This is a genomic window from Devosia sp. Root635, from assembly GCF_001427605.1.
Lineage (GTDB): Bacteria > Pseudomonadota > Alphaproteobacteria > Rhizobiales > Devosiaceae > Devosia.
The window spans coordinates 21280-43834 of record NZ_LMGZ01000001.1; the positions used below are offsets into that span (position 1 = coordinate 21280).

Here is a 22555-nt window from a genome sequence, read left to right on the forward strand (position 1 = left end):
AATGGCTATCAGCGTCAATCAGGGATGGCAAGGCCCTGTAGTTCAATCGATACAAGTTGCAAATTTCTATTAAATATCAAAATGTTATCTGCCCATCTTCTTTGCCATCTAAATTTCTCGTCAGCTCATTGCATGCTCATATTTTTGCGAATATGAATGATCGGAACGCGCGGAAGGAGACCCGCGCCGACGGAGAATCCATGGCAAAGAAAGCGCCCCCCACGGGACCAACCATGATCGATGTGGCGCGGGCGGCAGGCGTATCGCAGTCCTGCGTGTCGCTGGTGCTGAACGATCCGCCGGGCGCACGGCTTTCGGAGACGACACGCCAGCATGTGTTGGCGACCGCCAAATCCCTGGGCTACCGCCTGCCCGAGCGCCGGGCGCGCAAGAAGTCTAGCCCGACCAGCGGAAGCAGCCGCAATGTCATTGCCTATGTGGTGGACGAATTATCGCTGAGCCCGCATCCGGTGCTGCATGTCGATGGCGCCCGCGATGCGGCCTGGGCGGCCGAGTGCCTGTTGCAGGTACATGTGACGCGCGGCAACCAGGCCATCGAGACCGAGACGCTGGCGGCGATCGCCCGCGAGCCATCGGTGCTCGGGGTTATCTATGCCACCCATTTTACCCGCGAGGTTGAGGCGCCGATCCTGCCGAGGGCCCTGCCGACCGTGCTGGTCAATTGCTACACGGCCGAACGGCTCCATCCCACCCTGCTGCCGGGCGAGGTCGCCGGCGGGTTCGCCGCGACCCAACATCTGCTGTCCAAGGGGCATCGCCGCATTGCCATCATTGGCGGTGAAGCCTGGATGGACGCTTCGCGCGACCGCCTCAAGGGCTATCGCGAGGCGCTGGCGACCGCCGATATCGGCGCCGACGCGGAACTGGTGCGTGAAGGCGACTGGACCTCGGCCAGCGGCTATGACCACACCATCGCGCTGATGAAACTGCGGCTGCCGCCGACGGCGATCTTTTGTGCCAACGATCTGATGGCGCTGGGCGCCATGGAGGCGATTGCCGATCTCGGCCTCAGCGTGCCGGGCGATGTTTCGGTGATCGGCTACAACGACCTTGAACTCTCGCGCCACCTGCGTCCGCCGCTGACCACCTGCCGCGTGCCCAACTACGACATGGGCCGCCGGGCGGTGGAACTGCTGGTGGATATGGCACTACTGGATCGCCCGCATCGCGCCATGGTCACCAAGCTCGAAATCCCGCTGGTCGAGCGGGCCACCGTGGCGGCGAGGACGCCATGAGCGGTCGCGCGCTATTGAGGAAGCTGGAAATGGGGCTCGTCGCGGCAGATGCGTTCGAGAAAGGCCCACACCGCCTTGATGCGCGGCATGTTGGACATTTCCTCATGGGCGCTCACCCAATAGGAGCGCTTGAGCAGCACCTCTCCGGCCAGCACGACCTGCAAATCGTCGTCGGGTCCGCCGAGATAGGTGGGCAGCAGGCACAGGCCGAGACCGGCCCGCGTCGCGACGGCCTGGGCGAAAAGGCTCGAACATTGCAGCCTGGCGCGCAGGCCCGGCAGCACCTCGCCCAGATAGTCGAGCTCCTTGGTGAAGATGAGTTCGTCGACATAGCCGATGAAGTCGTGCGCCCCCAGATCCTTGCGCCGCGCGATGGTTTCGGCGCGTTCGATATAGCCGGCGCCGGCATAGAGCCGCAGATAGTAGTCGGCGAGCTTGCCGACGGCGAAGCGGCCGGTGCGCGGCGGCGAAAGCGTTACCGCGATATCGCCTTCGCGCTGGGAGAGCGACAGAATCTGCTGGATCGTCACCAGTTCGAGCTGGAGGCGCGGATAGGCCGCGGCGAACGCTCCCAGATGATGGGCGAGGAAGTGGTTTCCGAATCCCTCCGGCGTGACCAGCCGCACTGTTCCGCTCAGGCCATGCTCCGGCCGGCCCATGCGCGACACCGCCTCGGAGGCGCGCGCCTCCATCTGCTCGGCCAGCGGCAGCAAGGCCTCGCCGTTGGGCGTCAGCATGTAGCCGAGCGGGCTGCGGTGAAAGAGGGTCTGGGCCAGGGCCTTTTCGAGAGCCAGCACCCGACGCGCCACCGTGGCGTGATCGGTACCGAGGGTGCGCGCCGCCGCGCTCAGCGTACCCAGCCGCGCCACCTCCAGAAAATAGCGCATGTCATTCCAGTCGAACCGCATGATCGGTGCTCCAGTCGCCGCAACGGCGCAGGTTGTATCATTTCACCACAGGTACTGCGCAAACTTTCCTCTACACTAGAACATTTTCGCACATTACAAAATGGGCAACGAGAAAATGTGGGAGGCCGTCATTGTCGTGGCGGTCGGGTCGTGCCGGTAGAACAGGTCACCGAGAGTTTTGATTTCATCGTCGCCGGCGCCGGCTCGGCCGGTTGCGTGCTGGCCAATCGCCTTTCCGAAGGCGGCCGCTATACGGTCGCACTGATCGAAGGCGGCACGCGCGACAACTGGATCTGGTTCCACATCCCCGTCGGCTACCTCTTTTCCATTGGCAATCCGCGTTCGGACTGGATGTATTCGACCGAAGCGGTGCCGGGGCTCGACAATCGCGTCATCGCCTACCCGCGCGGCAAGGTGCTGGGCGGCTCTTCGGCCATCAACGCCATGATCTACATGCGCGGCCAGGCTGCCGACTATGACGGCTGGCGCGATATGGGCCTCGCCGGCTGGGGCTGGGACGATGTCCTGCCCATCTTCAAGCAACACGAGAATAGCTGGCGCGGCGAAACCGCCCTGCATGGGGTGGGCGGCGAATGGCGTGTCGATCGCCCGCGCCTCTCCTGGGAAATTCTCGATCGCTTCATCAAGGCGGCCGAAGAAGCCGGCATCCCGCCCACCGCCGATTTCAACACCGGCAACAATGAGGGCTGCGGCTATTTCGACGTCAACCAGAAGGATGGCGTGCGCTGGAGCGCGGCGCGCGGCTTTCTCAGGCCTGCCCTCGCCCGCCCTAATCTCAAGGTTTTCACCGGCACGCTGGCCGACAAGGTGCTGTTCGAGGGCAAACGTGCCACCGGCATCGTCGTGCATCAGAACGGGCAGCGCCGCGTGCTGGCGGCGCGGCGCGAGGTGATCCTGTCGGCCGGCGCCGTATCGAGCCCCGGCATCCTCGAACGCTCCGGCATCGGCGATGGCACCCGCCTGGGCGCTCTCGGGGTCGATGTGGTGCGCCACGCTCCCGGCGTCGGCGAAAATCTGCAGGACCACCTGCAATTGCGGCCGATCTACAAGGTGGACAACGTGCCGACGCTCAACATGCTCTATCGCTCGCCGGTCCGGCGGGCCTTCATGGGCATGGACTATGCCCTGCGCCGGCGCGGGCCGCTGACCATGGCGCCGTCGCAGCTCGGGGCCTTTACCCGCTCGTCGGACGCCTTTGCGCGGCCCAATATCCAGTTTCATGTGCAGCCGTTGTCGCTGGACAAGTTCGGCGAAGGCATGCACGACTTTCCGGCGATAACGGTCAGCGTCTGCAATCTTCAGCCCAGCAGCCGGGGCTCGATCCACGTGCGCGGCAGCGCCATGAGCGATATGCCGGCGATCGCGCCGAACTATCTCTCGACCGCCGATGACCGCCAGGTTGCCGCCGATTCCATCCGCCGCGCCCGCACCATCATGGCCCAGCCGGCCATGGCGCGGTTCAATCCGGTCGAGTACCTGCCCGGCAACAGCTACCAGACCGATGCAGACCTGTTCGAGGCTGCCAGCCGGATCGGCACCACCATTTTCCATCCGGTCGGCACCGCCCGCATGGGCGTGGAAGGCGATGGCGATGCGGTGGTCGATGCTTCGCTCAAGGTGATGGGCGTGAGCGGCCTGCGCGTCGTCGATGCCTCGGTGATGCCGCGCATCACCTCGGGCAATACCAATTCACCCACCATCATGATTGCCGAGAAGGGGGCGGGGATGATCCTCGCCGACGCGTCATGACCTACAAGTTCAACTTCGGTCCGATCTTCGAAGCCTGGCCGCTGCTGCTCAATGGCGCCCTGCAAACCATCTGGTTTTCGGCAGCCGCCATGGTGCTGGGCCTGCTCATCGCGGTGATCGGCGCACTGGGCAAGACATCGGCGCCCAAATGGGTGCGGTTCATCATCAGCGCCTATATCGAGATCATCCGCAATACGCCCTTCCCGGTGCAGTTGTTCATCATCTTTTTCGGCCTGCCCAGCATCGGCATCCGCATGTCGCCCAATGTGACGGCGGTATTGGCCCTGACGCTCAACTTTGCCGCCTATGGCATCGAAATCGTGCGCGCCGGGATCGAGAGCATTCCCAAGGGCCAGTTGGAGGCGGGACGGGCGCTGGGGCTGCAACCGTTGCAGGTGTTCCGCTATGTCGTGCTGAAGCCGGCTATCCAGGCCATCTATCCGGCCCTGACCAGCCAGTTCATCCTGACCATGCTCTATTCGAGCGTGTGCTCGACCATTGCCGCGACGGAATTGACCGGGGCTGCCAACGACATTACTTCGCGCACCTTCCGCAGCTTCGAGGGCTATTTCACCGTCACCGTTATCTACTTCCTGCTCTCATGCCTGTTCTGGATGCTGTTCCGATTGATCGATCGGCGCTTCCTGACCAGCCCGCAGGGGAGGTGAGCCATGCGCGAACTCGGACCCAACGAGATCTTCTTCATCATCTTCTCGGTGCGCTGGACCTTCCTGCTGGCCGCCATCGCCCTGGTCGGCAGCGCCATCGGCGGCATGCTGATCGCGCTGGCACTGACCAGCGGCAAGCGCGCCCTCGAATGGCCGGCGGTCGCGATTGTACGGGTATTCCAGGGCACGCCGCTGCTGATGCAATTGTTCCTCGCCTTCTTCGTGCCCAGCCTGTTCGGCTTCAATATCGATGCACTGACTGCGGCCGCCATCGGGCTGTCGCTCAACGGTTCGGCCTTCCTGGGCGATATCTGGCGCGGCTGTATCCAGACGGTGCCGCGTGGCCAGTCCGAGGCGGCCACGGCGCTGGGACTGAGCTACATTTCGCGCACGTTCGAAATCGTGCTGCCGCAGGCAACCCGCATCGCCATTCCGCCCACTATTGGCTATCTGGTGCAGCTGATCAAAGGAACGTCGCTGGCCGCCATTATCGGCTTCGTCGAAGTGACGCGCGCCGGCCAGATCATCAATAACATGACCTTCACCCCATTTGCGATCTTCGGCCTCGTCGGCGTGATCTATTTCTGTATCTGCTGGCCGCTGTCGCTTTATTCTTCCTATATGGAAAGAAAACTACTGCTCAACAGGTAGTTGGTTCAACGTTTGAAACGGAGGAGACGTCTATGACTATTCTTGGAAAGATCACCCGCCGCACGGCGAGCCTGTTGCTCGTCGCGGGTCTCATGGCCGGCATGGCGCCCGCCGCCTATGCCCTGACGCCCGAGGAAATCACGGCCAAGGGCAAGCTGGTGGTCGGCGTACTGACCGACTTCCCGCCTTTCGCGGGCATCGACGAAAACCAGAATCCGGCCGGCTATGACGACGATGTCGCCGCGCTGCTGGCCGAAAAGCTGGGCGTCGAACTGGAGCTGGTGCCGGTGACCGGACCCAACCGCATTCCCTACCTGCTGACCAACCGCGTGGACATCCTGATCGCCGCGCTTGGCATCAATGCCGAACGGGCCAAGCAGGTCAGTTTCTCCAACCCCTATTCCACGCTTGACATCATGGTGATGGCGCCCAAGGATCGTGAGGTCAAAGGGCCGGAAGACCTGCCGAAATACACCGTCGGCGTCACCCGCGCCGGCAGCCAGGACACGTTCCTGACGCAGGTGGCTCCTGCCGGCACCAACATCATGCGCTTCGAGGACGATCCGGCTTCGCTGCAGGCGCTGATCTCGGGCCAGGTGGAAGTCACCGGCGCCAGCTCGATCCACCTTGCCATGCTGCAGCGCGACCATCCCGAACTCAATATCGAGCGCAAGTTCCTGCTGCATAGCCAGGGCAACGGCATCGGCATCCGCATGGAGGATACCGAGCTGCTCGACTATGTGAACGCCTTCATCGCCGAGATCGTCGCCAATGGCCAGCTCAGCGAGATCAACCAGACCTGGTTCGGCTCGCCGCTGGAAGAACTGCCGCCGATGCCGACGTTCTGATCGATCCGACCAACACCGCACGGCCGGTCGCCCGGCCGTGCACTCTCCAAGGACTTTCCGCAATGACCGCGACAGACCCCATCATCAAAGTTACCGGCGTCGACAAATGGTATGGCGGCTCGTTCCAGGTGCTCAAGAATGTCAGCCTGGAGATCGGGCGCGGCGAAAAGGTCGTGATCTGCGGCCCTTCGGGTTCGGGCAAGTCGACACTGGTCCGCTGCCTCAACCAGCTTGAGGAGCATCAGAAGGGCACGATCGTCATCGACGGCGTGGAGGTCAGCCGCAGCATGCGCAACGTGGCCGATGTGCGCCGCGAAGTGGGCATGGTGTTCCAGAGCTTCAATCTTTTTCCGCACCTGACGGCGCTGCAGAACTGTTCGCTGGCCCCCATGCGGGTACGCGGCATGAAGCCGGCCGAAGCCAGCGAACTGGCGATGACCTATCTCGAGCGCGTCCATATCGCCGACCAGGCGCATAAGTTGCCGGCCCAGCTTTCGGGCGGCCAGCAGCAGCGCGTCGCCATTGCCCGCGCCCTCTGCATGAATCCCAAGGTCATGCTGTTCGACGAGCCCACCTCGGCGCTCGACCCGGAAATGGTCAAGGAAGTGCTCGACGTGATCGTCGAACTCGCCCGGACCGGCATGACCATGGTGGTGGTCACCCATGAAATGGGTTTTGCGCGCAGCGTCGCCGATCGCGTCATCTTCATGGATCGCGGCGAGATCGCCGAAATTGCGCCGCCGGAGGAGTTTTTCGGCGCCCCCAAGAACGAGCGCGCCCGCCAGTTTCTCGGCCAAATCCTGGCCTCTCACCCACAGATTCTTACAGAAGCACCGCTATGACCGACGCCCCCACGATCCAAATCCCCGGAATCTATCGCCGCCGCATCGGCGACATCGTGGTGACCGCCGTCAGCGACGGCGTCGTCCACGCGCAATATGCGATGATGCGCGAAATCGAACCTGATGCCGCCGAGGCGCTGCTCAAGGCCGCCTATCGGCCGGCGCCGCCCCATATTTCGGTCAATTGCTTTGTCATCCACTCGGCCGGCCGCGTCGCCATCATCGATACCGGCTGCGGCACCCAGATGACGGACCTGCAGGGCAAGCTGTTCGGCAATCTCAAGCGGGCCGGTGTCGATATCGCCGATATCGACACCGTGATGCTGACCCATATGCATCCCGACCATTCCAACGGCCTGACCGCCGATGATGGTACGGCCAATTTTCCCAATGCCGAGCTGGTGGTGTCGGAGGTCGACGTCAAGCATTGGCATGACGATGGCGCCATGAGCATTGCCGTACCGCGCCACCAGGATCGCTTCTTCATGGGCGCCCGCTTCCAGATCGTGCCCTATATGAACCGGCGCCGCGACAGCGTGGGCGAGGTTTTTCCCGGCGTTACGGCCGTCCCCCTGCCCGGCCACACGCCGGGCCATACCGGCTACCTGATCCAGTCGGGCAATGAGCAGCTCTTCGTCTGGGGCGACATCTTCCATATCCCCGATGTGCAGGTGCCGCGTCCGGATGTGCATGTCGAGCCCGATAGCGACCCGCGCCAGGCCGTCGCCACGCGCCTGCGGGCCTTCGACATGGCGTCGACCGATCAATTGCTGGTGGCGGGCATGCATATGCATTTTCCCGGCTTCCTGCACATGACCGGCAATGCCCATAAGGGCTATGACGTCCATTCCGAAATGTGGGTCCAGAGCCTCTAGGCTCGCCGAGAAAGGCTGACGAGATGGCTTTGCGCTGCGCGATACTCGACGACTACCAGAATGTTGCCCTGACCATGGCCGACTGGAGCAAGGCCGGCGCCGACATCACGGTGTTCAACGCGGCGCTGGGCAACCAGGCACAGGTAATCGAGGCGCTGCAGGATTTCGACATTGTCTGCCTGATGCGCGAACGCACGCCGTTTCCGCGGGCGGTGATCGAGGCCCTGCCGCGGCTCAAGCTCATCTGCACCACCGGCCTGCGCAACGCCGCGATCGATGTTGCGGCGGCACGAGAGCGTGGCGTCGTGGTCAGCGGCACGCAATCGGCGTCCCATCCCACCGCCGAACTGGTCTTTGCCCACCTGTTCGAATTCAATCGCCGGGTCGGCTACGAGAATGCCCGCATGAAAGCCGGGGTCCCGTGGCAGACGACACTGGGACAAGACCTCGATGGCAAGACGCTGGGCCTGATCGGCCTGGGACGGCTCGGCAGCCGGGTGGCGACAATTGCCAGGGCGTTCAACATGAACGTCATCGCCTGGAGCCAGAACCTGACGCCCGAGAAATGCGAAGGGACCGGCGCGACCTATGCCAGCAAGGACGAACTCTTCGCCAAGTCGGACTATATCTCGGTGCATCTGCAACTGAGCGAACGCAGCCGGGGCCTCATCGGGGCTGCCGACCTGGCCCGCATGAAGCCGACGGCCTTTCTCGTCAACACGTCGCGCGGCCCGATCATCGAGGAAGCCGCGCTGATCGCCGCCCTGCGCGATGGCCGTATCGGGGGGGCGGGTCTGGATGTGTTCGACGTCGAGCCGCTGCCGCTCGACCACCCCTATCGCAGCCTCGATCGCGCGCAGATCAGCCCGCATCTGGGCTATGTCACCGAGGGCAACTACCGCCTGAGCTACGGCCAGATCGTCGAGAATATCGCCGGTTTCATCGCCGGCGCACCCCAGCGGACCATCGAGTCATGACGCCTGCAAGGTCAGGACCAACCTGAAGACGGCCGTGCCCTCCCACCACATCGGGAAATTCGTGCCCCACTTGTTGTTGTAGAGGTTGAAACGGAGGCCTTGGGCAAAGTCCGGCACCTCGGGCTGAAAAGGCATGAAGGGTGCCGATGCCGGCGCCACCAGGGCACTGTCGAGCGGCGTGACCGTGAGCATGCCGGTCCCGACAGGGGCGCGCATGGCAGCGACAGCCTGAAGCTGGCCGCCGCCGCGGCGGGCGATATTCCGTTCATCGTTCCATAGCCCCAGCTTGAGCAGGGACCAGGGCCCGGCACCGGCCGGGGTGAGGTTGATGAACCCGGCTTCCGGCATGCGGTTGGCCGGCTTGTCGCGCAGCACCAGCGTTATTTCGACCCGATCCAAGTCAATGCCACGGATGGACAATTCATGCCGGGTCGGACCGCCGAGCTGCTCGCGGGCCTTGTCCGGCAGCATGGCGATGGCGGTGCGCCCAGAGGAGTCGATGCCGAGATGGTTGGGCCCGAAGCTGGCGGTTCGGGCGGTCCGTGCGCCGTTCAGACCGGGCTTGTCATGGTCGAGAATGGCCCATTCGTCGCGATGCTGCAGGTAGGAGTCGAGATGACGTTGCAGCTCGGTCCAGTCGTAGCTTTCGTGGCGATAGAAGAGCAGCGCCCCGGAGGCGCCGGACAGGGCACGACCATCCGGCGCGGCAAGTCGGACAATATCGCCACTCGCCGGGTCCAGTTCGGCAATCCAGCCATTGTCGCGCAGGCTGGTGCCCGAGTGGGGTTCCGCCGGCGCTGCCGGGACCAGCTCTGCCAGCACGCTGGCGGCGGCGGCCCGATCCTCGGGCGCGAGAGCGTCGAGCGCCGTCTCCATATAGCCGCGCTGCTCGGCCCAAGACTGCTCGGCATAGGCGAAGCGATAGTCGCTACGACGTGCCGCCTCGAAATCGGGACGATCCCAGGCCGCTTCGTCGCGCAAATAGGTCTTGATATCGACGCCCCAGGTATGTTCGGCCACCTGTGTCAGCCCGCGGCCGAAGGCGCGGCGCTCGGGGGTGATGGTGTCGAAACCATCATATAGCCGTTGCAGGGCGCGGAAGCGGGCGAGCTTCTGCGGATCGCTGGCGGTACCGTGGATCCAGCTATCGCCGATTTCCTGGGTCAGCACCGGAAATTGCTCCCGCTGCGCCCACATTTCGGCACCGAAGGCATCGAGCGTCGATGCGACGATATCGGCATCGGGATTGGCATGGCGCATATGCCGCAACGCTTCCACGGTCTGGCCGACGCTTTGCGGGCCGATATTGTCGCTGGTATGGGCAAAGCTCAGGCCGATATCGGGGCCGGCGGGGAAATCGGTCGCGCCGTAGGAGGCCTGGTACATCACCACCAGCTCGGAGCCATCCGGCGCGCGCCAGCGGAAGAGGGGCGGCACTGATGGCACCGGGCTGGCCGTATTGACGCCCAGATGCAGGAAGCGGATGCCGGCCTCGGCCAGTAGCGGCACCATGCCGAGGGTGTGGCCAGGGACGTCGGTCATCTTGGCGGCAATGGTGGTTTTGCCGAAACGCTGGTCGAGCTCCTGCGCATAGGAGAGGCCGGCACGGAACAAGGCGGGTGACATCAACTCGGTATGAGTGGTGAAGGGCAAGCCATGCCAGACGATCAGCCCGCGCTCGATGGCCCGCTCCAGCCGCCTGACGCGTCCGGCATCCTGGCTGTTGAGGTGATCCCAGATGAGCCAGGCGCCGGTGGTCCAGATGAAGGCCGGGCGTTCGGGGTTTTCGGCGAAGAAATGCTCGCCGGTGGCAATGGCCTGGGGGATGAACTGGTCATGATATTGCCGCCGCACGCGCGCGGCATGATCGGTGAAGCCGATATCGAGATGGGTCTTGAAGACCAGGTGGATGCGTCTGTCAGTCATGGGATTCCATCAGCCGACCGTGCCGCGCACGACGAGCCTCGTTTGCAGGGTTTCCTGGAGAGCCGGCGCCTCGGGATTGTTCAGCCGACGCAGGATCAGCCGCACCAGCGCCCGCACACGCTCTTCGAGGTCGAATTTGACGGTGGTGAGATTATAGCTCTTCCAGTGCGACTGGGCGATATCGTCGAAACCGACGACCTTGACGTCCTCGGGCACGCGCAGGCCCAGTTCGTGCCGCAGCGCGTCGAGCACGCCGAAGGCGCCGACGTCGTTGGCGGCAAAGATGGCGTCCGCGCCGGCGCCGAGCCGGAACAGATCGAGCGTCGCTGCATAGGCCTTGTCGTAACTGTAGTCGCTGGGAGCGATGATCGGTGGCGGCAAGCCGCGCTCGGCCATCACCGTTCGCAACATCTGCTCGCGCGCAGTATTGGCGCGGGACTTGCTGACGCCCGACACATAGGCGATGCGCCGCGCGCCATAGCCCTGCAGCAAAGCCACTGCCTGCTCGACACCGGCGCGCTGCAGGACGTTGAGCCGGTCATGCAGCGGCCCGGTGTCACCGTTGTCGACGGAGCCGGGATGGGGATAATGCACATAGATCGGCACGGCGCGGTCGAGGAAGCGCGCCAAGGTCGTCGGCTTGACATTCTCCACGAAGGCGATGACCGAATCCGGATTGAAGCCGCGCATATAGGCGAGCAGCTTTTCGTCCATGCTGTAGTCGGTGCGCGTCTTGAACAGCAGCGTGGCAAAGCCTTCGTTCTGCAGCGCGGTGGTCAGCGCATCGATTTCCTGGCTTTCCCAGTGGCTGCAGACGTCGGGGACGATGACGCCCACCAGATGCGAGCGGCCGCTGACCAGTGCCCGCGCCGCGCGGTCGGGGGTGTAGTTGAGTTCCTGCGCGATGCGCAGGATCAGCTCGCGCTTTTCCGGCTTGAGCGAGGTGTGGGGGTTGAAGGCCCGCGACACCGCCACGCGCGAGACCTTGGCGCGCTGCGCCACCATCTCGGCAGTGGCCCGGCCCCGCGTCATGCTGCCATCGTCGTCCACATAGCCTCCTGCCACCCTGATGAAATCGTGTTCAATTTTCTGACCCTGACATGTTCAACTGTCAAGCCGCAGCGAAGACCAAAACGATCGGACAACCAGCAGATTGTCACAGGATCGTTGCAAAACCGTGCCTAGTTGGCAGCACGGTTCAATACCGGACCGCCGTCTGCGAATTCTCCGCATTGACGGAAAGTGAAAACGTGTTCATTCTTGGTTGGCTGACCCCCTTTGGGGCGGCCAAAAGTCGGCTACCGGAGAATTCGGAGCCATTTCATGGGAGGAGTTTTGCGATGAGCAATCGTCTGCGCAGCCTTGCGCTTGGGATAATCGGCGCTTCGGCCGTTGCCGTTCCGGCCTTCGCCGTCGATCTGGACATCACCTGCCGCTGCGTTATCGGCGGCGTCAACAGCGGCACTGCCGAGTGGATCGAGAACAGCGTCATCCCGGCATTTGAAGCCGCCAATCCGGATATCAACGTCAACCTCAACCAGTTCGGCGGTGAAGACGCCCAGCTCACCCAGCAGCTGGCGCTCGACTTCTCGACCGGCGCCGGCCCTGACGTCACCGCCTTTGACGGTTTCCTGATCCCCAGCTTCGTCGAAGGCGGGCTGCTCAAGCCGCTGGACGAAGTTGCCGGCCCCGAAGTCGACGACTGGTCCGGCTGGGCCGCGCTGTCGGATGGCTCGCGCGCGCTGATGCAGTATCAGGGCAAGTATTACGGCATTCCGCTCGGGACCGACGTGCGCATGATCCATACGCGCAAGGATATCCTGGAAGAGGCCGGCATCGACGCCGACACCTGGCAGCCGACCTCGTGGGAAGACATTCTCGACGCGGCCCGCGCCATCAAAAAGATCAAGCCTGACAGCTTCCCGATCCAGCTCAATGCCGGCGTCGCCATGGGCGAAGCCACCACCATGCAGGGCTATTGGCTGGCGCTGCTGGGGACAGGCGAAAGCGTCACCGACGAGAACGGCAAGTATATCGTTTCGAGCCAGGGAATTCTCGATACGCTCAACCTCTACAAGACCATCTATGTCGACGAACAGCTCGGCGACCAGCGTGCCCAGCTTCTCGCCGACGGCCGCAACCGCTCCTTCGCCAATTTCCGCGATGGCGTGACGGCCCTGCTGTTCGAGGGTGACTATTTCTACCGCTCGGTGACCCCGGAAGGGTCCGAATTCGCCGTGGCCGACCGTGACAATGTCATGGGTTGGGTCAAGGTGCCGGCCGAGAAGCCCGGCTCAGGCATTCGCGGGCAGGATTTCGTGACCATTTCGGGCGGCACGGGCTTCGTGCTCAATCCGGCGACCGATACGCCCAAGGAAGCCTGGGCCCTGCTCTCGTTCATGAACGAGGTCGAGATGCAGAATGCTTTCCAGGCCATCCAGCCGCGCATCACCGCCCGCACGGATGTTGAAATCCCCAACAGCCCGTTCCTGACCGAAGCCAGCCAGGCGCTGCTGCCGCTCACCACGGCCCGTCCGAATGACGAGAACTACAATGCCGTCTCGGCCGAAATCCAGCGCATGACCGAAGCCGTCGTGTCCGGCGAGTTGTCGCCGGAAGAGGCCATGGCCCAGTACAAGGCCTCGGTCATCGGCATTGTCGGCGAAGAGAACACCGTCAGCCTGCTGTAGCCCTCCCTCCTGCGCCCGGCGTCCTTCGGGATGCCGGGCGTCAATGGTGCCTCGGCTCCATCGCCTCCCTCCCCCTTGAGGGGAGGGACCGAGGGTGGGGGTCGGTCGGTTGACCACTCAAGCCCCCCAACTCCTCCCCTCAAGGGCGAGGGGAGTCCACCATCCGGGATAAGCGCATGACCACAGAACCCGTTTCCGACCAACCCAGGCGCAAGCTCAGGAATTTCGCCCTGCTCTCCAATCGGGCAGGCGCGGCGTTCCTGACGCCGGCGGGCCTGCTGGTCTCGGTCTTCGTCATCGTCCCCTTCTTCTGGATCATCTTCGTTTCATTCACCAACCGCACCCTGCTGGGCAAGACGGCGCTCAATCCCGAATTCGTCGGCCTCGCCAACTACCTGACCCTGTTCGACCCTTCCAATTTCTTCCAGCGCGGCCAGTTCGGCTTCTCGCTGATCCTCACCACGCAATTCGTGCTGGCCTCGGCGCTGCTCGGGCAGGCGCTGCTCGGCCTGTTGCTGGCCTGGCTGATCCAGACCGTGCCGCCCTGGGTCAAGCGCATCACCGAGACCTTCGTCATCGCCGCCTGGATCCTGCCCGAAGTCGTGATCGGCTTTGCCTGGTTCGCCTTCCTCGACCGTGACCAGGGCACGCTCAATGCGCTGCTCACCGGCGTCGGCCTGCCCAAGGGCGATTTCCTGCTGGAGCAGCCGTTCTGGGTGATCGTGGTGTTCAATACCTGGCGCGGTGCCGCCTTCTCGATGATGCTGTTCGGCTCGGCCTTCTCGTCCATCCCGCCCAGCTATTTCCAGGCGGCCGACGTGGCCGGGGCGTCCTCATGGCAGAAGTTCAAGGATATCGGCCTGCCGCTGATCCGCGGACATATCGTCACCGACCTCATCCTCATCACGATGTGGACGTTCAACACCTTCACGCCCTTCCTGCTCACCAATGGCGGGCCGAGCTACCGGACGGAGCTGGTCTCCATCTACAATTACCGCGTGGCCTTCCACGACTTCCAGTTCGGCAAGGGCGCGGCGGTGGGCGTCATCATGATGCTGATCAACCTGGCCTTTGCGCTGGTCTATCTCGGCATCGGCCGCAAGAAGAAGGGGTGACCGCCATGAAACTCACCCTGCCCGCCTTTGTCGGCCGCATCGCCTTTTCGGCCCTTGCCGCGCTGATCGGCGCCGCTTTCGCCCTGCCGCTGCTATGGTTCCTGTTTGCGCCGTTCAACGCGCGCGCCGAACTGGGTCTTGCCGTCCCCGATCCGTGGACGCTAAGCAATTTCGTCACGGTCTTCGGCAACAGTTTCGCCGTTCAGGCGCTGTGGAACAGCCTCATCCAGTCTGTCGGCGGGGTGATCCTGGTCGGCGCGGCGGCGACGCTGGCGGCCTATGCGCTCAGCCGCTCCTCGCTGCCGGGCAAGGGGGCCGTTACCTACATCCTGCTGCTGTTTTCCTCGGTCGTGTCGGGGTCGGCGGCCATGGTGCCGATCTTCCTCATCGTCTCGGCTGCCGGGCTGATCGACACGCATCTGGCGGTGATCCTGACCTTTGCCGGCGGGCTGCTGCCCACCGCCATGTTCATCCTGCGCGACTTCATCGACTCCATCCCCAAATCCTACGAGGAAAGCGCCATGGTGGCCGGCGCCTCACCCGTACAGGCGTTTTTCGACGTTGCCTTGCCGGTGATCCGGCCGGGCATCGTGGTCGTTGTGGTGTGGGGGTTCGTCAATATCTGGGGCAGCTTCCTCATCCCCTTCATCCTCTTGCGCAGCGACGACCAGATGCCCGCATCAGTGGCCATCTACTCCTTCTACTCGGAGGCGGGCACGCCCATCGTGACCCTGCTGGCCGCCTATTCGCTCATCTATTCACTCCCCGTCATCGCCCTTTACCTCTTCGTCAGCTGGAAGTTCGGCTTCCGGTTCTTTGGCGGCATCAAGGCCTAACGCATCATGGCATCAGTCGAATTCCGCAACGTCACCAAGACTTTCGGCAGTTTCAACGCCGTGTCGGATGTCAGTTTTTCCATAGGCGACGGGGAGTTCGTCTGCCTGCTCGGTCCCTCGGGCTGTGGCAAGACCACCAGCCTGCGGATGATCGCGGGCCTGGAAACACCCAGCTCGGGCCAGGTGCTGATCGGGGGCGAGGATGTTACTCACTATCACCCCAAGGATCGTCAAATCTCCATGGTCTTCCAGGATTATGCGCTCTACCCGCATATGAACCTGGCCGACAATATCGCCTATCCGCTCAAGGTGCGCGGCAAGTCGGTTTCCGATCGGCATGGCCGGGCCAAGGAAGTGGCCGACGTGCTCAAGATCGGCCACCTGCTCGACCGGTTGCCGAGCCAGATTTCGGGCGGCCAGCAGCAGCGCACCTCGCTGGCGCGGGCTTTGGTCTATCCAAGCCAAGTCTATCTGTTCGACGAGCCGCTCTCCAATCTCGACGCCAAGCTGCGCCTTGAGGCACGCGGTTTCCTCAATCACCTGCAGCGCGACATGGGCATGACGGCGGTCTATGTGACCCATGACCAGGCCGAGGCCATGGCGCTGGCAACCCGCATTGCGGTGATGGATCAGGGCAGGATCGTGCAATATGCGCCACCCATCGAGATTTATCGCCGTCCCGCCACGACCTTTGTTGCCAATTTCGTCGGCAACCCGCCGATGAATCTGGTGCCGGTCGAGGCCATGCAGGGCGATGGGCAGTTGCGGCTGGCAGCCGAGGGGCTGACGCTGGGCGGGCTCGCCATGTCCTCCGGTATCGAGACAGCGCTCGGCGGTGGCAAGGCGCTGACACTCGGCATTCGCCCGGAGCACCTCTCCATTGCCGCGCCCGGCGCCGTCAACACCATTTCGGGCAAGCTGTTTGCCAACGAGAATATGGGGCCGGAAAGCCTCGTCACCATCGAGCGCGCCGATGGCTCGCGCCTCACTGCTCGCATCTTCACCGACGAGCATATTGCGCTGGATGAGGACGTGACACTGGGCTTTGGCAGCGAGCATGTGCATCTGTTCGATGGCGCCGGCGTGCGCATTGCCGCCGACGGGGAGCAGGCGCTGTGAGCACGAAGCGCTCCGCATCTCTCCCCTCCCCCTTGAGGGGAGGGGCTGGGGGAGGGGGTCGCTCAGTTGCCCACCGGACCACCCCCTCCCCGGCCCTCCCCTCAAGGGGGAGGGAGACGACAAACCAAAGTTATGCGCCATGACCACGATCGTCACCCACATCACGCGCGCCGATCAGGCGGCCAATCCCTATTTCTACATTCCCTTCGACGTGCCCGAAGGCACGACGCGGATCGATGTCACCCTCGCCTATCCCAAGGCCGAGGACTGCATCATCGATCTGGGCGCGTTCGATCCGCGCGACACCGGCTATCCCACGCAAGAGGGCTTTCGCGGCTGGAGCGGTGGGGCGCGCGACCGCTTCTTCATCGCCACCGATGATGCGACGCCTGGCTATGTGCATGGCGAAATTCCGCCCGGACGCTGGAACGTCATCCTGGGGCTCTACAAGGTGCCCGAGGCCGGCACCGAGGTCAGCGTCACCATCGGCCTCGACGCCACGCCGCGCAGGCTGGAGCCGCAGCCGGCCCGTACAATGCCCGTGCGCAAGGTGGCGGGCTGGTACAGGGGCGACCTACATTGCCACACCTTCCATTCCGATGCGAAGGGCTCGCCCGAACTGCTGCATGCGGCGGCGCGGCAGGCCGGGCTCGATTTTCTGGCCATTGCCGACCACAACACCACCACCCAGCGGCGTTATTTCCATCCGCAATCCTCGCCCGAGCTGGTCTTCGTGCGCGCCATGGAAGTCACCACGGCCGAGGGGCATGCCAATGTCTATGGCGTGGACGCGTGGATCGATTTCCGCATGACCCGGCCATCGGACGCGCACACGCTGGCGCGGCTGGTGCATGAGCGGGGCGGCTTGCTGTCGATCAACCATGACAAGCCGGCCATCGCCTGGGACTATGAATTCCCCGAAGCGGACTGCCAGGAGGTCTGGCAGAGCACATGGATGGCCTGGAACTGGATCGCGCTGGATCGCTGGCAGCAGCGGCTGGCCTCCGGCCTGCGCCTCTCGGCCATTGGCGGCTCGGACTACCACCAGCCGGCCCAGCTCATGTCAGAGGGACCATTGGTGCTGGCGCGCCCGACCACGGTATTGTGGCTGCCCGAACTCAGCGAGGACGCCGTGCTCGCCGCGATGAAGGCAGGACATGGCTATGTCACCGAGAGTCCGTCGGGGCCCGCTCTGGTGATGACCGTCGATGGCCGGCCCATGGGTTCGAGCATCGCCGATCCGCGCAGCATGCGCGTCGAGGTCAAGGGGGCCAAAGGCGACCGGCTGGTGTGGATCGATGCGACCGGCCAGATAGGCTCGGCGGCCATCGATGCCGACGACTGGCAGCGCGAATTTGTCATTTCGAGCGCCCAGGGCTTCATCCGCGCCGAAATCGTCGCCGACGCCAGCCGGGAGCGGCTCGGCGCCGAATTCCTTGCCCTGATTGAGGGCCGCGAACTGCCCTGGCAGCTTAGGGGCGTCAACCTGGCCGACCAGCCCATCCGCCGCGCCCTGGGCAATCCCATCTATATCGAGACCTGATCCATGCTTATCGCCAACGCCCCCTGTTCCTGGGGCATTACCTACCCCACCGGCAATGCCTACACCTGGCAGCACTATCTCGACGAGGTCGCCGCGGCGGGCTATCGCGGCACTGAGCTCGGCCCCTTCGGCTTCCTGCCCAAAGACCCTGCTTTGCTCAAGGACGCGCTGGCCAAGCGCGATCTGGCAATGGTCGGGGCGACCCATGTCCACACCTTTGGCGATGCTGCCTCCGCGCCGCTGCTGATGCAGACTTTGCGCGAACTGGCGCCGCTGCTGGTGTCGCTGGAGGCAAAACACCTCGTCATTATGGATGAGAGCAACTGGTACCCGGAAGGACAGGAAGGCGCGCTGGATGAAGCCGGCTGGGCGGGGCTGACGCAGATGGTGCGTGACGCGCAGGCGCTGGTCGAAGGCGACCACGGTCTCAAGCTCAGCTTCCACCCCCATATCGGCACCGCGGTCGAGCGCGAGGCCCAGATCGACCGCCTGCTGGCCGAGACCGCGATCGATCTCTGCTTCGATACCGGACACCACGCCTTCTGGGATCAAGACCCGCTCGCCTATATGGAACGCACTTTCCCCCGTATCGCCTATATGCACCTCAAGAATGTCGACGGCGCCGTGCGCCGGCGGGTTCTGGATGGCCAGCTTTCGGTTGCTGCGTCCTATGGCGCCGGGGTGATGTGCCCCCTGCCCGACGGCGTGGTCGATATCCAGGCCGTCATGCGCCTGCTCGAGGCGCGCGGCTTTGCCGGCCCGGTCGTAGTCGAGCAGGATGTCGCCGCCAACGCGGTGGAAAGCCCGCTGCAGCTCGCGACCCGCAACCTCTCCTACATGAACGCCATCGCCAAATGACCAACCCGATCAAAGTCGGCCTTATCGGCCTGGGCGAAGTCGCCCAACTCATGCATCTGCCGCTGCTGGCCGACGACCGGCGCTTCGCCATAGCAGCGATCACCGATGTATCGCCGAGCCTGGTTGAATACGTCGCTGGCCGCTATGGTGTGTCCACGCGCCACCCGGATGCTGATGCGCTCATCGCCGATCCGGCGCTGGACGCGGTTTTCATCCTCACGCCCGATCACCTCCACGCCGACCTGCTGGAAAAGGCCATCCGCTCGGGCAAGCATGTCTTCGTTGAAAAGCCGGCCTGCCTCACGGCGGAGCAGCTCCGGCCCATACTCGATATCGCCCGGCGCCCCGGCCAAGTGGTGTTCGTGGGCTATATGCGCCGCTTTTCGCGGCCGTTCCTCGAACTCAAGCAACGCCTGCCGCCGCAGTCCGACATTCGCCATGTCCGCATCCGCGATATCATCCGCGAGGCGCCGTTCTTCGTCGCCCAGACCCGCAATATCTTTCGCCCGACCGACGTGCCGGCCGAGCTGATCGCTGAGGGCCGCGGCCGCACCCAGGCGATGCTGCGCTCCGTCATGGGAGAAGATTGCCCGCCCGACGCGCTGCGCGCCTATCAGGTGCTGACCGGCCTGTCATCGCACAGTTTCTCGGCCATGCGCGACCTGCTGGGGCCGCCCAGAGGGTGTTCCTATGCCACCCAGCATAATGGCGAGACGGTCATGGCTGTATTCGACTATGGCCATTTCAGCGCGCTCTACGAGGCGGTAATCGACGACGTTTCCCGGTTTGACGCCGGCATCGAAGTGCTGACCCAGCGCCAGCATTTCAAGATGAACTATGACACGCCCTATATCCGCAACCTGCCGACGCGCCTCGAAATCACCGCGTCCAGCGATACCTGTACGGGCACCGAAATCATCGGCCCGGTCTACGAGGACCCATTCCGCGTCGAGCTCGATGCGTTCCGCGACAGCATCGTCAACGGCACACCGAACCGCACGACGCTAGAGGATTCGTTGGCCGACCTGCTGCTGTTCAAGGCTGTCGGACGCCATTTCCACCCGCGGTAGCGACAGGCGTCAGCCCGCCGAGATGGCAGCAATTACACGGTCGGCCATGTTGTCGCAGCGGGCGCCATCGAAGGGAAAGACCTCGGCGAAGCCGCCGGCGATCTGCCTCTCCAGGGCGGCTCGCAGCAATTGCCGGGCCCGGTGGAGACGTGTCTTGACGGTTTCGGCCTTGATATCGAGCTGGCTGCCGGCCTCGGCCGCCGACAGCCCTTCGATGTCGCGCAGGATGAAAACGAGCCGGAAAGCCTCCGGCAATTCGTCGATGGCGTGTTCAAGCAGTTTTCGCATTTCGGTTCGGTCAGCCTCGCTATCGGCAGGAAGGGGCACCAGGGAGATCGGGAACAGGAGGGCGAGGCCCGCATCGGCCTCGGTCGCGGCGTCCAATGCCGTCAGCTCGGTGGTGACCCGGCGCTTGCGCATCCGCCCCAGCGCATCGTTGAGGGCAATGCGGGTGAGCCAGGTGGAAAACTGCGACTCCCCGCGAAAGGTGTCGAGATGGGTGAAGGCCTTCACATAGGTCGCCTGCACCACATCCTCGGCTTCCCCATCATTGCGCAGGACGCCACGCGCCACCCGGAACAACCGCTGGTTGTTGGCCTTGATCAGCCGGCGAATGGCAGCTTCGCTGCCCTGCCGCGCTTGTGCGACAAGGGCCTGTTCACTTTCCACGGCGTCGCTCGTCATTGTCATGTCGATGCCGATCTTTCCTATTGCCGCCATTGGATGCCGGGTGGCGCGAAAGGTTCCCGCCGCGCCAAGGGTTCACGCCGAGGCGTCCCGCTCCTCGGCGGCAAGAAAAAGCCGCAGCCGCGCCAGCCGGTCGCGCAGGCCCGGCCGCGTGATCCGCGGCACCAGGGCGCCAAGGCCTTGCAGCAGCAAAGCGCGGGGCGGCAGCTTGCCGGGCACGATGGGATGGGCGGTGGCCGCGCCCTCACCTTCCGCCAATTGCCGCACCTGCAACGACCAGCTTGCAAGCGCCGCTGCATCTGCCGCAAAGGGCGGCTGGCTCGCGGCGGCGGGATCGACACCCTGCGCCAGCGCGGCGCGCAATGCCGCTTGCATCTGGGCGGCGAGCAGCCAGAGATCGTCGGCCAGGTCCGCCTCGCCCATATAGGCGCCGTTCATTTCTCCGGCGTAACAGACGGACGAGCTGACCTCTACGTCTTGGTCGCCAGTGTCCGCCGGATCGACCGCCAGCAGTTCCGCGGCCTGGACAAGGATGGTTTGCAGCCGCGCCGCCGCGCTGCCGATGTCATGGATGCGACCAATGCCGGTGCCGGCATAAAGGGCCATGGATTCGAAATCCCCGGTCATCGAGCGCAGGGGCGAATCCGTGCTGAACAGGTAGATCGGACGGCCTTCCTCGTCGCCGATGACCGTGCGTTCGGGAGCGTGTGGATCGCCGCGGGCGCCGCTGGTGACGTCGCTCTTGAGCACGCGAACCGGTGCATTGGGCGGCCAGTTGATGTGGAAGCTGCTGGTCAGCACGGTATCGGCGGCATCGGCCGCCAGCAGCCGCTGCTTGTGATAGGGGTGGGCGAAGGATTCCTCGGTGGCCATCAGGGCGGTGCCCAGTACGATGCCGGCGGCCCCCAGCGCCATGGCCGTCACGAGGTCGCCTCCGGTCGCCATGCCGCCGGCCGCCAGGACAGGGATGTTGATTGCGGCGCACACCTCGGGCAGCAGGTCGCGGAGCGGGCGCACGCCACGCACATGACCGCCCGCCTCGCGCCCCTGGGCAATGACGATCTCGACACCGGCGCGCTCCGCCTCAATGGCCTCGTCGACCGATCCCACCTGATGGACCACCATGATCCCGGCGTCGCGCAGGCGCCGCGTCACGTGCCCATCGAGATCCCAGAAGGTGCCGACAACGGGAACGGCCAGTTCGATGCAGGTCGCCACCTGCCGCTCCAGCAAAGCCGGATCGGTGGCGGCGGGAATGATGTTCACCCCGAAATGCCGGTGGCCCGACTGGCGCAGGCGCTCGACTTCCCGTTGGATCAATTCGGGCGGCTCGCGCACCATGCCGAGAAAGCCGAAGCCGCCCGACGCGGTAACCGCCGATACCAGTTCGGCGCGGGCCACCCCACCCATCCCCGCCAGAACAAGGGGAATCCTGCTCCCCAGCAAGTCGCAGGCGGGGCTATGAGGCAGTGTCATTTCAGGCCTTTCGAGGCGATTGCAGGAAATCGAGCAGCACCAGCGCGTGATTGTGCCGCTCGTCATGGGCGGCATAAAGCAGCGTGACCTTGCCGTGCATGCCGCGCAATTGGTCGACCGCTTCGGTATTGGCGGCGAGTTCTGCGCGGTAGCGGTGGCCAAACTCGTCCCAATTGGCAGGGTCATGGCCGAACCATTTCCGCAGGGCCGGGCTGGGCGCCACCGCCTTGAGCCATTGGTCGATCTGCGCCTCGGCCCTGGTCATGCCACGCGGCCACAGCCGATCGACCAGCACGCGCGTTCCATCGCCAGGCGCCGAGGGCTCGTAGATGCGCTTGACGGCAAAATGGGCGGGGAGATCGGGCATCTCAGACGCGCCAGGAGCAGGCGACCAGCAGATCGCGGAGACACGCTCTCATCTTCGACATCCTCCCACCGGT

At 64.2% G+C, this 22555-nt stretch carries 21 protein-coding genes; 15 read left to right on the forward strand and 6 right to left on the reverse strand.

Annotated features, from left to right (window positions below):
• Positions 1–200 precede the first annotated feature (200 nt).
• A complete protein-coding gene (locus ASD80_RS00125; RefSeq protein WP_244488892.1) occupies positions 201–1256 on the forward strand; it encodes a LacI family DNA-binding transcriptional regulator in 1056 nt (351 codons plus the stop codon).
• An 11-nt stretch (positions 1257–1267) separates the two neighbouring features.
• Here the strand turns inward: ASD80_RS00125 and ASD80_RS00130 are convergent, their stop codons facing one another.
• Positions 1268–2164, reverse strand: coding sequence for a LysR family transcriptional regulator (locus tag ASD80_RS00130; protein ID WP_056227195.1), 897 nt, complete (start codon positions 2162–2164; stop codon positions 1268–1270).
• A 150-nt stretch (positions 2165–2314) separates the two neighbouring features.
• Here ASD80_RS00130 and ASD80_RS00135 point away from each other — a divergent pair, with 150 nt between their 5' ends.
• The 7 genes from ASD80_RS00135 (at position 2315) to ASD80_RS00165 (ending at position 8795) form a co-directional block, all read left to right on the forward strand.
• Positions 2315–3934 carry a GMC family oxidoreductase gene (locus ASD80_RS00135; protein ID WP_056227198.1) on the forward strand — a complete coding sequence of 540 codons (1620 nt, stop codon included), beginning with the start codon at positions 2315–2317 and terminating at the stop codon, positions 3932–3934.
• Positions 3931–4602, forward strand: coding sequence for an amino acid ABC transporter permease (locus tag ASD80_RS00140; protein WP_056227201.1), 672 nt, complete (start codon positions 3931–3933; stop codon positions 4600–4602). Before ASD80_RS00135 ends, ASD80_RS00140 begins: the two co-directional genes overlap by 4 nt.
• A gap of 3 nt (positions 4603–4605) precedes the next feature.
• Positions 4606–5253: an amino acid ABC transporter permease gene (locus tag ASD80_RS00145; protein ID WP_056227204.1), complete on the forward strand. Its 648-nt coding sequence runs from the start codon at positions 4606–4608 to the stop codon at positions 5251–5253.
• A 32-nt stretch (positions 5254–5285) separates the two neighbouring features.
• Positions 5286–6101, forward strand: coding sequence for a transporter substrate-binding domain-containing protein (locus ASD80_RS00150; protein WP_056227205.1), 816 nt, complete (start codon positions 5286–5288; stop codon positions 6099–6101).
• Between the two features lie 62 nt (positions 6102–6163).
• Positions 6164–6943 carry an amino acid ABC transporter ATP-binding protein gene (locus ASD80_RS00155; RefSeq protein ID WP_056227208.1) on the forward strand — a complete coding sequence of 260 codons (780 nt, stop codon included), beginning with the start codon at positions 6164–6166 and terminating at the stop codon, positions 6941–6943.
• Positions 6940–7818: an MBL fold metallo-hydrolase gene (locus tag ASD80_RS00160; RefSeq protein ID WP_056227211.1), complete on the forward strand. Its 879-nt coding sequence runs from the start codon at positions 6940–6942 to the stop codon at positions 7816–7818. Before ASD80_RS00155 ends, ASD80_RS00160 begins: the two co-directional genes overlap by 4 nt.
• A 23-nt stretch (positions 7819–7841) precedes the next feature.
• Positions 7842–8795: a D-2-hydroxyacid dehydrogenase family protein gene (locus tag ASD80_RS00165; protein WP_056227214.1), complete on the forward strand. Its 954-nt coding sequence runs from the start codon at positions 7842–7844 to the stop codon at positions 8793–8795.
• Here ASD80_RS00165 and ASD80_RS00170 read toward each other — a convergent pair.
• Both ASD80_RS00170 and ASD80_RS00175 read right to left on the reverse strand, forming a co-directional pair.
• Complete coding sequence (locus ASD80_RS00170; protein WP_056227218.1) at positions 8790–10721, reverse strand: DUF5054 domain-containing protein; 1932 nt, start codon at positions 10719–10721, stop codon at positions 8790–8792. The two genes, ASD80_RS00165 and ASD80_RS00170, sit on opposite strands and share 6 nt — an antisense overlap.
• A 9-nt stretch (positions 10722–10730) precedes the next feature.
• Positions 10731–11771, reverse strand: a complete 1041-nt coding sequence (locus ASD80_RS00175; RefSeq protein WP_244488893.1) for a LacI family DNA-binding transcriptional regulator — start codon at positions 11769–11771, stop codon at positions 10731–10733.
• A gap of 290 nt (positions 11772–12061) precedes the next feature.
• On the opposite strand from ASD80_RS00175, the gene ASD80_RS00180 reads away from it, so the two are divergent.
• From ASD80_RS00180 to ASD80_RS00210, 7 genes are all read left to right on the forward strand, one after another.
• Complete coding sequence (locus tag ASD80_RS00180; protein ID WP_056227221.1) at positions 12062–13411, forward strand: extracellular solute-binding protein; 1350 nt, start codon at positions 12062–12064, stop codon at positions 13409–13411.
• A 176-nt stretch (positions 13412–13587) separates the two neighbouring features.
• Positions 13588–14526 carry a carbohydrate ABC transporter permease gene (locus ASD80_RS00185; RefSeq protein WP_056227224.1) on the forward strand — a complete coding sequence of 313 codons (939 nt, stop codon included), beginning with the start codon at positions 13588–13590 and terminating at the stop codon, positions 14524–14526.
• Between the two features lie 5 nt (positions 14527–14531).
• The gene (locus ASD80_RS00190) at positions 14532–15362 is read left to right on the forward strand and encodes a carbohydrate ABC transporter permease (protein ID WP_056228180.1); all 831 of its coding nucleotides are present in this window, start codon (positions 14532–14534) and stop codon (positions 15360–15362) included.
• Between the two features lie 6 nt (positions 15363–15368).
• Entirely contained in the window at positions 15369–16481 is a 1113-nt protein-coding gene (locus tag ASD80_RS00195; RefSeq protein WP_056227227.1) for an ABC transporter ATP-binding protein, read from the forward strand.
• Between the two features lie 139 nt (positions 16482–16620).
• Positions 16621–18024 (forward strand): CehA/McbA family metallohydrolase, encoded by a 1404-nt coding sequence (locus ASD80_RS00200; protein ID WP_056227232.1) that lies wholly within the window; start codon positions 16621–16623, stop codon positions 18022–18024.
• Between the two features lie 3 nt (positions 18025–18027).
• Positions 18028–18882, forward strand: a complete 855-nt coding sequence (locus ASD80_RS00205; protein WP_082554936.1) for a sugar phosphate isomerase/epimerase family protein — start codon at positions 18028–18030, stop codon at positions 18880–18882.
• Positions 18879–19952, forward strand: a complete 1074-nt coding sequence (locus ASD80_RS00210; protein ID WP_056227235.1) for a Gfo/Idh/MocA family protein — start codon at positions 18879–18881, stop codon at positions 19950–19952. The genes ASD80_RS00205 and ASD80_RS00210 overlap by 4 nt, the downstream gene beginning before the upstream one ends.
• A 9-nt stretch (positions 19953–19961) precedes the next feature.
• On the opposite strand, the gene ASD80_RS00215 is transcribed toward ASD80_RS00210, so the two are convergent.
• The 3 genes from ASD80_RS00215 to ASD80_RS00225 form a co-directional block, all read right to left on the reverse strand.
• Positions 19962–20636 (reverse strand): RNA polymerase sigma factor, encoded by a 675-nt coding sequence (locus ASD80_RS00215; RefSeq protein WP_244488894.1) that lies wholly within the window; start codon positions 20634–20636, stop codon positions 19962–19964.
• A gap of 78 nt (positions 20637–20714) precedes the next feature.
• Positions 20715–22190: a nitronate monooxygenase gene (locus ASD80_RS00220; protein WP_320410320.1), complete on the reverse strand. Its 1476-nt coding sequence runs from the start codon at positions 22188–22190 to the stop codon at positions 20715–20717.
• Positions 22117–22482 (reverse strand): DUF488 domain-containing protein, encoded by a 366-nt coding sequence (locus ASD80_RS00225; RefSeq protein WP_056227239.1) that lies wholly within the window; start codon positions 22480–22482, stop codon positions 22117–22119. The genes ASD80_RS00220 and ASD80_RS00225 overlap by 74 nt, the downstream gene beginning before the upstream one ends.
• Positions 22483–22555 lie beyond the last annotated feature (73 nt).